The organism is Leptotrichia sp. oral taxon 218, assembly GCF_018128225.1.
Classification (GTDB): domain Bacteria; phylum Fusobacteriota; class Fusobacteriia; order Fusobacteriales; family Leptotrichiaceae; genus Leptotrichia.
On the sequence record NZ_CP072377.1, the window covers coordinates 2,014,314 to 2,027,671 of the forward strand.

The window sequence follows — 13,358 nt, forward strand, 5'->3', positions numbered from 1 at the left end:
TCTCCTTTCTACTCTTCTTTACTCTTCTATAATTTCTTCCAGTTTCATTCCCCTCGAAGCCTTTAATAAAACGACTTTCTTTCCTTCGATTTCTTTTATTTTTTCTTTTATTTCAGGTTTTTCCTCAAAATAAATAACTTCAACTTCTTTATTTGGTAATTTTTCTTTTTGAATTCTGTCAAAAAGACTTTTAATTCGCTCACCATACAAATAAACCGAGTCAAATTTCACATTTTTTAAGATATCATAAATATCTGCGTGATATTTTAGCTCATTTTCTCCCAATTCCAACATATCACCCAAAACTATAATTTTTTTTATGTTACTTTCATTATAGATTTTTGAAAATGTTTCAAGCGATTTTTCCACAGAACTAGGACTTGCGTTGTAAGCGTCATTTATATAAGTTAAATCCCCTTTTTCAATTATTTGAAATCTCATATCAGTCAAACTTATATTTTTTATGGCATCTTCAATCACTTTATCCTCAATTCCAAATTGTTTTGTAACTGCTATAGCCATTGTTAAATTTAAGATATTATGCTCTCCCAAAACATTTGTTTCATAATTTCTTGTCACATTTTTTTTGCAGTTCTGTCCAAAATATTTTAATGTAAATCTCGTTTTATTTTTATCAAAGTCAATATCTCCATAATAAAAATTTTTTGAATTTTCCAAAAAGTCATTTTTTTGTAAATTCAACGCTTTTACAACTTTTATTTTTTCAGATTTTATATTTTTTAAATATTTGTCATCTCCGTTTATAATTAATGCATCTTTTATATACGGCAAAATTTCCGTCTTAGCACGAAAAACATTTTCTTTTGTTTTTAAAAATTCAAGATGTGATTCTCCGATATTTGTTATGACATTTATATCGGGATTTGCAATTTGTCCAAGTAAATCTATTTCTCCAAAAGCGCTCATTCCCATTTCCAAAATGATAAATTTATCATCCGTTTCACTTCTAAGCAAAGTAAACGGAAGACCAATGTGATTATTATAATTTCCCAGCGTCTTTTTTCCTTTGAACTTTTTAGATAAAATATGATAAATCATATCTTTAACCGTCGTTTTCCCATTGCTTCCCGTAATCCCTATAACCTTTATATCAAGACTATTTCGCCACTTTTTTGCAAATTCTTGTAAAAATTTTATGCTGTCATGCACAAAAAAAGCCTTTTTTTCAAAGCCTTCGTCTATTTTTATATCCGAATTATCATAAACTACAAAAGCACCTTTATTAAGCGCTTCATTTACAAAATTATTTCCGCCTCTTATCGCAACAAATAAATCTTTATCTTTAATTTTTTTCGAGTTCATTTCAACATTGTCAAAATCAATTATTTCTCTATCAAACTCTATGTTCTCTTCCTCCAAAAGAGCAACAAAAACATCACTTTTTCTCATAATTCGTTCTCCATATTTTAACTTAGTGTTTCTCTGTAGGATTATATCACTAGATAACCATTTTTTCAATATATTTTTAAAATTAATTTTAATTTAATAGCGTCTTCAGCTTTTTAATCATCCGCTTCAAAAAAATTTTCTAAAATTAGCAAAATTTCTCTTCCATATTCTCTTGTCTTCTTTTCTCCCATACCTTTTATTTTTGAAAGTTCAGAAGAGTTTTTAGGTCTTGCTTTTATTATTTCTACAAGAAGTCTATTAGAAGCGATTATGTAAGGTGGATAACCTAAATCGTCCGACTGTTCCCGCCTCCACTCTCTCAAAATCTTATAAAGTTCCACTTCCTTTTTTGTTTGAAGTTCCGCTTCAGGTAAACTTTTTTTCTCCAAATTCTGATTTTTTTTTAACTCGCCGTTTTGCTGAAAAGAATTGTGTTCACTTTCTACTTTTTTTACCTTTTCATATTCCAAAAAAACGGTCCAGTAATATCTTCCATCAATTTCCACCAATTCTGGCTTATATTTTTTAATCTCGCAATTTTTCAGCGCAAATAAAAATTCCCGCTCCAGCCTATCTTGGTCAAACTCTTCCATATCCTCGTCAAACGGCAATGTTATAATTTTAAACATAACCTTTTCCCCCTTTTATTTAACTTTTTTGACTTTATTGTCTCAAGATACCATCAAAATCTTTTTTAACTTTATTCACAATTTTATTTGAAATTTCTACAATTTCTTTTTCTTCAAGAGTTTTATTCTTATCTCTCAAAATCACGCTAATTGCCACGCTCTTCATACCAGGTAAAACTCCTACGCCACGATAAATATCAAATAATTCCACTTTTTCAACCTTTTTATCAACTTTTTCAATTACTTTCAAAATATCTCCAACCAAAACTGATTCTTTTACGACAAAAGCAAAATCTCGTGGTACTTTTGGATATTTTACAAGCGGTTCATAAGCAGTTTTTCTTCCAATATATTTTTTAATTAAGTCTATATTAAATTCTGCAACTAAAACTGCCTTTTTATTCAAATCAAAGTTTTCAAGCACATCTGGATGAATTTCCCCAAAACTTCCAATCAATTCCCGTCCAACAAACACATCTGCCGATCGTCCCGGATGAAGTTCAGTCGCAGTACTTCTTTTTATCTGATAATTTTTAAATCCTAATTTTGTAAAAATTTCCTGCACAATTCCTTTCAAATCATAAAAATCGTAAGGCACAGGTTTTGCATTCCACAAAGTCTTGTCGTTTTCTCCCGCAAGTATAAACGCTAGTTTAGTTTCTTCACTAGCAAGTTCTTCCCCTTTTTCAAAAGTTCTGCTCACTTCAAAAAATCTTATATTCGAAACATTTTTATTCATATTGTCTTTAGCATTTTTCAAAAGGCTATAAATTAATGTTGGTCTCAATGTTGCAAAATCTTCTGTAATCGGTCTTGGCAAGTCTATCAAATTTTCTTTTGGAACTTTTGTAAATTTAATTTTATCCATCGCATCTCTTGGCACAAAGCTGTAATTTATCACTTCTTTCAACCCCGCTTGAGAAGCGATAACTTTTACTTTATCATAAAGTTTAGTTGTATCCATAGTTGCTTTTGGATTAATGTCAAGTCTTGGCAAAATATTTTCAATGTTATCAAAACCATACATTCTAATAACTTCTTCAAAGTAATCCTGCTCATTTTCCAAATCATCTCTGTAAGTTGGTGCAGTTAGTGTAAGACTATCTCCGTTATCTTGAACTTCCACTTCAAGTTTTGTAAGTATTCTAATAACTTCTTCTTTTGGAATAACTTTTCCAACAAATCTGTGAAGTTTTTCAAAACTAAGTGTCGCAACTCTTCTATTATAAGGTTCTGGATAAATATCAACCGCTCCATCTAAAATTTCTCCACCAGCAACTTCTTGAATCAAATTTGCAAGTCTATTAATCACATTTATAGCGTTACTTCTATCAACTCTTCTCTCAAATCTATACGAAGAATCACTGATAAGTGCAAGTCTTCTCGATGTTCTTCTAATATTTATTGGATTAAAGTGAGCCACTTCCAAAAGTATATTTTTGGTATTTTCAGTAATTTGTGAATTTTGACCACCCATCACTCCACCAAGTGCCACTGCTTTTTCTGTGTCAGAAATGACGATGTCATCTGTTGTAAGCTCTCTTTCTTCTTCATCCAAAGTCATAAGTTTTTCGTTTTCTTTGGCACTTCTAACCGAAATTTTTCCTCCAGCAATTTTATCAAAATCAAAAGTGTGATTTGGCTGATTCATTTCCATCATGACAAAATTTGAAGCATCCACAATATTATTTATACTTCTAATCCCGATTGACTCAACTCTTTCTTTAAGCCAAGCTGGACTTTCTTTCACAGTCACATTTTTTATAATTCTAGCCACATATCTTTTTGATAAATTGCTATTTTCAATTTCCACTTTTATATTATCTTCTGTTTTTTCACCAGTTTCACTATTTATTTCCGTACTTGGATAATTAACTTCTTTGTTGTAATAAGCTCCAAGTTCTCTTGCAATCCCGATGTGAGACAAGCAATCTGGTCTATTTGGCGTAATTTCCAACTCAAATACGACATCGTTTACTCCAAGATATTCTTTTAACGGCATTCCAATAGGTGCATCTTCTGGCAAAATCATAATTCCGCTAGAATCGCTTCCAAGCCCAAGTTCTTCTTCTGAACAAAGCATTCCGCTCGATTCCACACCTCTAATTTTACCTTTTTTTATGACAAAATCTTCAGCCAGTCTTGCTCCAATCTGTGCTAAAACAACTTTATCCCTAGCCTTGTGATTAGGTGCTCCACACACAATCTGCAAAATTTCTTTTCCGTTATCAACTTTACAAATTGTCAAATGATCAGAATCAGGGTGCATCTCTTTTTCAATGATTTTTGCTGTTACAACTTTTTCAAGGTTTTCCCCTTTTACATCTATTTTTTCAACTTCCTGCCCAATCATAGTCAAGGCATTTTCTAGTTCACTTATTTCAATTCCATCTAAATCTATATATTGCTTTAACCAGTTTAACGAAATTAGCATTCTATTTTTGTATGACAAACCTATAAATTCTCAATTTATAGATTATCACACTCTCCTTTCTTTAATTTATAAATTATGTCTTTTCCACAATACTGTGGATAACTTTTTCTTTTTTTATTAATAACAATCCCAATTGTAGAGAATTTCTGTAAAGTCTTTGTTTTTCAACTTTTCACGATTTATAAAAAAGTTTATTACACCAGCATCTCCGATACAAACTTTCCATTTTCCTTTGGTTTTATCATGTTCACTGTCAAGCTGAAACAGCAATGTATCATATTTTTGGTATTTTTCCTCATATTTTCTTGGATCTTCCTGCGTAAAATATGAAAAACCATCACATTGTGAATGATAATCATCTGAATAATCTATTAAGTTCTGTAACTTTTCATAAAGTTTCAATTCTTGTGCTGGGTCTAAACTTTTCTCTTCACAAATTTTGTCAAATATATCTTCAAAAAAATCTTCAAATTTTTCTTTTTCGGTGTGTAATTCAAAATTCATTTTATAACTTTGATTATCTTCTGTAACACCATATTCTTCAAATTTTTGTGGATTATAAATATCTTTTAACTTTTCTGTATTGTAAAATTTTCCAATTTCTTCATGATAAATCACTCTAAATCCATTTTGAACAGTTTGCCCCAAATCAAGCCCCATAAGACTATCGTTAGCTACAAAAAATTGTAAAATTCCTTTTTTGGGAAAATCCTTCAATCCTCTCAAATTTTCACAATTAATCTGTGCAATCAAAAACATTTCATTTCCATCGGACGTTTCTGGAATTTTTTTTCCTATCGGAACATAGGGTAATCCCATAACTTTACTATCTGTTATTTTTAGTTCATCTTCCGTCAATGTAATTTTTGCAAAAGCCTTTGTTTGTGCAGTTTTTTTATATTCAGCCCAAATTTCATCATAAACTTTTTTGGCAAATTCATCATCAATTTTGATTTCTTTATCATCCATTTTTAACACTCCAATTGATTTTTTCTATTCTACATTCAAATAAATTTTCCATCAAAAATTTTAGCTAAAAATACTATTATGAATTATTAGAACTGATCCAAAAATCTTTCGTCATTTTCAAAAAACGCTCTTAAATCATCAATTCCATATTTTAACATCGTAATTCTTTCAAGCCCCAATCCAAATGCAAACCCTTGATATTTTTTCGAATCAATTCCAGCGTTTTCCAAAACTTTTGAATTTACCATTCCGCTTCCAAGTATTTCAAGCCAACCTGTACCTTTACATACACGGCAACCCTTTCCTTTACAAACTCCACATTCCACATCCATTTCAGCAGATGGCTCTGTAAATGGAAAAAAGTGTGGACGAAATCTCACATTTCTATCTCTTCCAAATATTTTTTTCACTATGCTTTCCAAAACCGCTTTAAAGTTAGCAAATGACACATCTTCTCCGATCATAAGCCCTTCAACTTGGTGAAACATAGGAGTATGTGACACATCATAATCAGGACGGTAAACTTTCCCAACAGAAATCATTCTAAATGGAGGAACTTTATCTTTCATATAACGAATTTGCATCCCTGAAGTCTGAGTTCTCAAAACAACATCATCTTTTATGTAAAAAGTATCGGTAAGTTCTCTTGACGGATGTGTCTTAGGAATATTCAAGTCGTCAAAATTATATTTAACATACTCAACTTCTGGTCCGTCAACAATGTCAAATCCCATTTCAGACACAATATCTTTAATTTCCATAACAGTTTGTGTAATTGGATGAAGTGAACCAATATTAGCTGTTCTTCCTGGCAAAGTTATATCAATAGTTTCGTTTTTTAGTCTTTCCTGTTTCGCAATTTCTTTCAAATTGACAGTTGTTTCATCAAATTTATCTTGCAGTAATTTTTTTATTTCATTAGTAGTTTTTCCAAATTCAGCTCTTTTTTCAGCGGCAATATTTGCCATTTCTTTCATAATTGCCGTAAATTCCCCTTTTTTCCCTAATATTTTAACTTTCAAATCATTAACTTCTTCAAGATTTTCTATTTCATTAAGTTTTTTTAGAACATCTTCTCGAAGCTGTGCCAATTTTTCCAACATTTATCTATTTCCTCCTAATTTTTGTTCTATTTTTTATTAAAGATTATTTTTTAATTATACTACTATTTTAAATATTATGCAAGATTTCAAAAACTACTGAGAAGGAATTTTAATCTATCTGGAATTAATTCTTTATTACATTTGTTATATATTTAACAAAAAGATAGCAAGAAGTCGTAGGCTTTCTATAAGTGGGAGATGAATTGCTTTTTTTATTGAAAAAAGGATACATCCATGATATAATTTTTGTATAAAATATCGAAGAGAAATAATTAAAAATAATATTCAAAATCAAAAGGAGGTGTAATTTCATGAAATATAATTTAGCATTCAAATACAGAATTTATCCAAATAAGGAGCAAGAATTGTTGATAAATAAGACTTTTGGATGTGTTCGTTTTGTTTACAATACAATTTTGTATACAGCAAATAAAATTTATGAAGAAACTGGGAAAAATAAAATAATTACACCTGCCAGTTTGAAAAGTGAAAATCAATTTCTAAAAGAAGTAGATAGTCTGGCACTTTCAAATGCTCAATTGAATGTAAAACGATCGTTTACGAATTTCTTTCAAAAGAGAGCAAAGTTTCCAAGATTTAAATCTAAAAAGAATAATGTTAAAAGTTACACGACAAATTGTGTGAATAATTCGATAAGAATTGAAGAAAACAAATATTTGGTTTTGCCAAAACTGAAAAGAATAAAATTGAAATATCATAGAGAAATACCAAAGAATTATATAATAAAGTCGGTAACATTGACAAACAGCAATGGAAATTACTATGTTTCTGTTTTGACAGAATTTGAAAAAGAAATTCAAAAAGTGCCAACTAATGATAAAGTAATTGGACTTGATTTTTCAATGTCTGAATTATTTGTCAGTTCTGAAAACCAAAGAGCTGATTATCCAAGATATTTTAAGATGTTGGAGAAAAAATTAAAAAAATTACAAAAATCATTATCAAGAAAAGTAAAATTTTCTAAAAATTGGTATAGACAAAAAATAAAAATATCAAAATTGCATGAATATATCAAAAATTGTCGAAGAGATTTTTTGCATAAATTATCGAAAAAATTGTCTGAAATATATAATGCTGTAGTTGTTGAGGATTTGAATATGAAAGGGATGAGTCAGGCATTAAATTTTGGGAAAAGTGTAGGAGATAATGGATGGGGAATGTTTTTGAGAATGCTGGAGTATAAACTGATGTTTTTAGGAAAGCAATTTTTGAAGATAGATAAATGGTTTCCATCGTCGAAAACTTGCAGTAAATGTGGAAATATTAAAGAGGAACTGAAATTATCAGAAAGAAGTTATAAATGTGAGTGCTGTGGGATTGAAATTGATAGAGATTACAATGCGGCACTGAATATAAAAAACATTGGAAAAGAAATGTTGAAATATTAGGAAATAAAAAAACAGGGCAGGGACTGTCCGAAGAGCTTGGTAAATATATTTGGCTAACAAAAGCAGATACTTCCCAAGAAGCTCCCGCTTCTAAAAGCGGAAGTAGTTCACTATATGATAATATATGAAAAATTGCAAGAGTGAAGATAATAAACATTATAAATACTTGGCAAGAAAGAAATTATACTTTCTCTCTTTCTTATTTTTTAGATATTACAAAGGACAAAATATTTGACAGTTTCAAAAAAAAATGATAAAATACGATTGTCATACTAGCCGGGGAGATAGCGGTGCCCTGTATCTACAATCCGCTTTAGTAGAGGTGATGTCAAATTTGAGGGGAGTTTTAGTGTCAACGCCTTATTTTAAAGATGTTGAGAAGATGGTCCTATATTGTAGGAAACTTACGAATCGTGTCAGGTCGGGAACGAAGCAGCACTAAGTTAGTTTTTCTAGGTTTATGGGGTAGCTGTTTTTGAGTCTTTATCTTAAGAAACGGATGGTAAAATTTCTTCGATTGTTTGGCGTATGACGCTTTTTTTGAAAATAAAATTATGAAATCTATAAAGAATAGCAATTGCTATTCTATTTTTTATATTTTTAAATTAAATTAATTTGGAGGGAAAATGAAAGTTGAACACTGGGATAAAAAGTCAAATATCACAAAAGAGCTGCAAAAATTTCGAGCGCTTGATATAAATTTCTCAATAGATTTAGATAATGACGAACTTTTTTTTATTTATAATGAAGAAAAGTTATGCGGATATGCGACGATAAATTTGGGAAAAAATGCAAAACTAAAAAAGATTTTTATAATTCCAAAATATAGAAATAATGGCTATGGAACATTTCTACTAAAATATATAATCAATTGGATAACTAAAGAAAAGTGTGATTCACTGATTGTGATAAATCACAAAAAAATGAATAATTTTTTGGAAAAACAAAAATTTTTACGAACAGAAAATGGATATATTTTGAATAATCTGCTAGAAACTTTAAAACAGGAAAAAAATATGGTTTTTGTAGCAAAAGTGGCAATAATTATCAATATTATTCTAGCTTTTTTAAAAATATTTTCTGGAAAAATATTTAACAGTATGTCACTTTTGGCAGATGGATTAAATTCATTTTCGGATTTGATTACGAATATTTTAGTGATTGTTGGCTTAAAAGTTGGAAGCAATCCCGAAGATAAGGAACATCCTTTTGGACATGGAAAAATAGAATCCGTCTTCAGTGTTATAATTGGAACATTTATCATGCTTTCTGCAGTTCAGCTGATTCGAGAAAATATAGAAAAGTTTTTTTCAAAAAATGGAGAAAATGTGAAATTAAGCAATATTCTTATCATAATCTCAATAATTTCTATTTTAATAAAAGTTTTTCAGCTAATTTTTATGAAAAATAAAACAAAAAGTTATCGTGGAGCTTTAATAACTTCACTACTTCAAGATTACAAAAATGATATCGTAATCTCAACTTCAGTTCTAGCTGGACTTTTATTCTCAAAAATCAATCCAATTTTTGACACAATTATTGGACTTGTCGTTGCAATTTACATTTTAAAGAGCGGATATGAATTAATAAGAGATAATTCTTTAATCTTGATGGATTCCCAAAATGAAGAACTGCTTTCCAAAATAAGAGATGAAATTTTAGAATTTGAAGAAATCGAAAATGCACATGACTTTAAAATGACAACTTCTGGAAAAGATATTTATATTTTTTTAGATGCAAGAATGAAAAAAGACAATACAATAGAAGAAGCTCACGAAATTATAAATACAATTTCAAAAAAAATAAAATATAAGCATCCCAATATAAAATCACTATTTGTGCATATAGAACCAATGTACGAAGACGACTAAAAATTTTTTTAAAAATAAAATATTTATATTGAAAAATTAAAAAAAATATGTTAATATAGTTTTGAAAAAAGTATTTAAAAAATATTTAAATAAACATTTGGGAATGTTTTGGTTTCGACAGGATAAAAAACTTATTACTAGCAAGTAAGCGGGAGCTTTAAAATCCAACTAAAATATAATCGGAAACGATAATTACGCATTAGCTGCCTAAGATAGCGGCTCATCACTTCTGGAAATGCCGTTTTTCCACTAGATGATGTTACTTTTTACGGCTTACTCAAATGTATGATTATGTCACTTGAGGAAATTTTATAATCTCGCTTTTAGACTTTTGTTTGTTTAATATCTAAAAGTTAAAAAGATAAATAAACTAAACTTGTAGAAGGTAGTAAAGACTTTTTATTTTGGACACGGGTTCGATTCCCGTCATTTCCACCAAAACAAAAATAAAATCTTTAAAAATAAATTAATCATTTTCATATTAAATAAGTCTTTTTAGACTTATTTTTTTATAAATCTTTATTTGCAAAAAAAATTTTTTTAAATATTCTTGATTTTGACATTTATTTTTGATATAATTATATGAAACCTGCTCTATTTAGAAGTAGGGCTAAAAAAGCCAAAGGAAAGGAGAAATCGATGAGAAATTACGAAATTATGTTTATTTTATCTACACAATTGACTGAAGAAGAAAAAAATGCTGGAGTTGAATTTGTAGAAAATACTTTAAAAGCTGCTGGAGCAGTTGAAGTAAAAACAGAAGTTTGGGGAGACAGAAAATTAGCTTATCCTATTAAGAAAAAAGAAAATGGATATTATGTGCTAACTACATTCCAAACAGATGGAACAAGATTCACAGAAATTGAATCAAAATTAAACATCAATGAATCAATTTTAAAATATATGATTGTCAAAAATGACTAATAAATAGTAAAAATAAGGGGGACAAGTAATATGAACAATGTTATATTGATGGGAAGATTGACAAAGGATCCAGAATTAAGTCGAAGTTCAGGTGGAAAGGCATTTACTAGATTTAGTATTGCAATAAATAGAATTGGTGAAGGAACCGATTTTATAAATTGTATTGCTTGGGAAAAAACTGCTAAAACCATTTCTGAATATTTTAAAAAGGGTCAAAGAATTCTAGTGCAAGGAAGTATTAGAACAGGAAGTTATGAAAAAAATGGTCAAACTATTTACACAACCGATGTTTTAGTAAACCGTTTTGAGTTTATTGAAAGTTCTGGAAATAGTGCGAATAGTGGAAGTTATGGAAATTATGATGACGACGAATATTCAAATACTTACAAAAGAAAAAGTTCAAAAAAATCTTCTAAAAAACAGGAACAAATTTTTAACGATGAAGATGATGTTTATGATGAAGATAATAGAGGCAATGACGACGAATATTTTAATAAAAGCAATCAAAACTCTTTCGACGATGATGACGAATATGATGATAACGAAGATGACGATCAATTTCCATTTTAAAAATAATTAAAGTAAAAACTTTAGGAGGTGTAATCGAATGAGAGCAAAACCAGCTACTGAATTTAAAAGAAGAAAAAGAAGACCAAAAGTAAAATTTAAAGTAGAAGATATTAACTATAAAAATGTTGAGTTATTAAAAAACTTTATGAACGACAAAGGTAAAATTTCTCCTGCAAGAGTTACAGGATTAGAAGCTAAAGTTCAAAGAAAAATTGCAAAAGCAATTAAAAGAGCTAGACAAATCGCTTTAATGCCTTACACAAAAATTGAAAAATAATAAGACATTTAAAAACTACCTAATAATATAATTTATTTTTAGGTAGTTTTTTTATTTTTATTGACAAATATTATTAAAATGATACAATATATCAGTAAAATAAAAAAGGGAGAATTTAATATGAAAAAAGGCATTGTAATTGCAAGTTTTGGAACAACACACGAAGATGCACTAAAAAAAACAATTGATATTATTGAAAATAAAATTGGAGAAAAATACGGTTTTGAAAATTTCAGAAGAGCTTTTACTTCTAACAAAGTCCGACAAAAACTGAAAATAAAAAGAAATTTAATCATTTTTAATCAAAATGAGGCATTGCAAGATCTTAAAAATAATGGATTTGAAAAAATTTTCACAATGTCGCTACATATTTTAAACGGGATTGAATACAAAAAATTAAGCGATAAATTTGGAAAAATTTCAGAACCTTTGTTATTTAATGAATTTGATTTCAAAAAAATTGTTGAAAATAAAGAATTTAATGACACAAAAGGAAATGATGCTATCGTCTTTGTGGGACACGGCTCAGAAGACGCTTCTGATGAAAGTTATGAAAAGTTGCAAAATTATTATAAAACATTTGGGAAAGAAAATATTTTTATTGGAACTATTGAAGGAAAAATAACGATTGAGCATATTTTGAAAAAATTAAAAAATACAAATTTTAAAAAGATTTTGCTAAAACCTTTTTTGATTGTCGCTGGAGATCACGCTAAAAACGACATTATGTCAGATGAGGAAAATTCTTGGAAGACAATTTTAGAAAAAAACGGTTATGAAGTTGAAACAGAACTTATCGGAATGGGAGAATATCCGTTTATTCAAAAAATGTTTTTTGAAAAATTTGAAAAAATATACGAATAATAAATAATTGCTTTGATTTTTTTTCAAATATAAAAATTTAAGATTTTAAAATTTGAAATTACAATAAAATATTTAATAGACCTGTTCGATAACTATACAAACTTAGAATTTAATAAAATAAACATCTTGAAGCAAGGGGTCTTGACCCCTTGTATAGATAAAAAAACTTAGGTTATCGAACATATCTAATAAAAAATAGAATACTTAGTAAGTTAAATTGATAAAGTTAGTTAGTTAGTTAGTAAAGAGAGCAAAAAAATATAAGTAAAGAAGAGAAAGAAAAGAAAAAAGGAAAAAACTAGAAAAAAAAAGAAAGAAAGAAAGGAAAAAATTAAAAATTATGAAATTAGCTGAAGATTTTAGTAAATTTATACAGACTTCACTTTTGACGGCGCCACTTTTAAATAAAGCGCTGGGAGTCTTTTTCATCTCAATGCTGCCAATTATTGAACTTCGTGGAGCAATACCTGTGGGAGCGGCTTTAGGACTTCCATGGTATCTAAATATGGCTGTCAGTGTCATTGGAAACCTACTTCCAGTTCCATTCATTTTGTGGTTTTCAGTCAAAGTTTTTGACTTTTTGAAAAAACACAATATTTGCACTGGGGTTATAAAAAAAATAGAAGATAGAGCAATGAGAAGAAGTGAAAGTCTTGCAACAGGAGAATTTATTGGACTTATGCTATTTGTTGCGATTCCATTTCCTGGAACAGGAGCCTGGACAGGTGCATTAATTGCGGCACTTCTTCAATTTGATAGAAAAAAATCATTTTGGTACATAACTTTAGGTGTATTAATTGCGGCAATTATTATGATTTTAGTTTCATACGGAGCTTTGACGATTTTTAAACATTAAATTCTAAATTTAAAGTTTAATAAAAAAATAAATAAATAAAAT

The 13,358-nt window shown here is 28.9% G+C and carries 12 protein-coding genes and 2 other RNA genes; 9 read left to right on the top strand and 5 right to left on the bottom strand.

Features of this window, described 5'->3' with window-relative positions; genetic code table 11:
- Positions 1 to 18 precede the first annotated feature (18 nt).
- The 5 genes from murF to pheS all read right to left on the bottom strand — a co-directional run bounded on the left by murF (position 19) and on the right by pheS (position 6,545).
- The gene (gene murF, locus J5A73_RS09595) at positions 19 to 1,410 is read right to left on the bottom strand and encodes a UDP-N-acetylmuramoyl-tripeptide--D-alanyl-D-alanine ligase (RefSeq protein WP_211615289.1); all 1,392 of its coding nucleotides are present in this window, start codon (positions 1,408 to 1,410) and stop codon (positions 19 to 21) included.
- Between the two features lie 113 nt (positions 1,411 to 1,523).
- Positions 1,524 to 2,039 carry an HRDC domain-containing protein gene (locus J5A73_RS09600; RefSeq protein ID WP_211615291.1) on the bottom strand — a complete coding sequence of 172 codons (516 nt, stop codon included), beginning with the start codon at positions 2,037 to 2,039 and terminating at the stop codon, positions 1,524 to 1,526.
- 34 nt (positions 2,040 to 2,073) lie between these two features.
- Entirely contained in the window at positions 2,074 to 4,473 is a 2,400-nt protein-coding gene (pheT, locus tag J5A73_RS09605) for a phenylalanine--tRNA ligase subunit beta (RefSeq protein ID WP_211617440.1), read from the bottom strand.
- Between the two features lie 117 nt (positions 4,474 to 4,590).
- Positions 4,591 to 5,442, bottom strand: coding sequence for a YwqG family protein (locus tag J5A73_RS09610; protein ID WP_211615292.1), 852 nt, complete (start codon positions 5,440 to 5,442; stop codon positions 4,591 to 4,593).
- 86 nt (positions 5,443 to 5,528) lie between these two features.
- Positions 5,529 to 6,545 (bottom strand): phenylalanine--tRNA ligase subunit alpha, encoded by a 1,017-nt coding sequence (gene pheS / locus J5A73_RS09615; protein ID WP_211615294.1) that lies wholly within the window; start codon positions 6,543 to 6,545, stop codon positions 5,529 to 5,531.
- A 311-nt stretch (positions 6,546 to 6,856) separates the two neighbouring features.
- On the opposite strand from pheS, the gene J5A73_RS09620 reads away from it, so the two are divergent.
- The 9 genes from J5A73_RS09620 to J5A73_RS09660 all read left to right on the top strand — a co-directional run bounded on the left by J5A73_RS09620 (position 6,857) and on the right by J5A73_RS09660 (position 13,316).
- On the top strand, positions 6,857 to 7,954 hold the full coding sequence (locus tag J5A73_RS09620) for an RNA-guided endonuclease TnpB family protein (protein WP_211615301.1): 1,098 nt from the start codon (positions 6,857 to 6,859) through the stop codon (positions 7,952 to 7,954).
- Between the two features lie 267 nt (positions 7,955 to 8,221).
- Positions 8,222 to 8,486, top strand: an RNA gene (gene ffs, locus J5A73_RS09625) — signal recognition particle sRNA large type.
- Between the two features lie 94 nt (positions 8,487 to 8,580).
- The gene (locus tag J5A73_RS09630; RefSeq protein WP_211615303.1) at positions 8,581 to 9,825 is read left to right on the top strand and encodes a GNAT family N-acetyltransferase; all 1,245 of its coding nucleotides are present in this window, start codon (positions 8,581 to 8,583) and stop codon (positions 9,823 to 9,825) included.
- Positions 9,826 to 9,924: 99 nt separating this feature from the next.
- Positions 9,925 to 10,263: a transfer-messenger RNA gene (ssrA, locus tag J5A73_RS09635) on the top strand.
- A gap of 201 nt (positions 10,264 to 10,464) precedes the next feature.
- On the top strand, positions 10,465 to 10,749 hold the full coding sequence (rpsF, locus tag J5A73_RS09640) for a 30S ribosomal protein S6 (RefSeq protein WP_068155616.1): 285 nt from the start codon (positions 10,465 to 10,467) through the stop codon (positions 10,747 to 10,749).
- Between the two features lie 30 nt (positions 10,750 to 10,779).
- Positions 10,780 to 11,319: a single-stranded DNA-binding protein gene (locus J5A73_RS09645; RefSeq protein WP_211615305.1), complete on the top strand. Its 540-nt coding sequence runs from the start codon at positions 10,780 to 10,782 to the stop codon at positions 11,317 to 11,319.
- A gap of 37 nt (positions 11,320 to 11,356) precedes the next feature.
- On the top strand, positions 11,357 to 11,596 hold the full coding sequence (rpsR, locus tag J5A73_RS09650; protein ID WP_211615307.1) for a 30S ribosomal protein S18: 240 nt from the start codon (positions 11,357 to 11,359) through the stop codon (positions 11,594 to 11,596).
- Positions 11,597 to 11,716: 120 nt separating this feature from the next.
- A complete protein-coding gene (locus J5A73_RS09655) occupies positions 11,717 to 12,460 on the top strand; it encodes a sirohydrochlorin cobaltochelatase (protein WP_211615309.1) in 744 nt (247 codons plus the stop codon).
- 340 nt (positions 12,461 to 12,800) lie between these two features.
- Complete coding sequence (locus tag J5A73_RS09660) at positions 12,801 to 13,316, top strand: small multi-drug export protein (RefSeq protein ID WP_211615311.1); 516 nt, start codon at positions 12,801 to 12,803, stop codon at positions 13,314 to 13,316.
- Positions 13,317 to 13,358 lie beyond the last annotated feature (42 nt).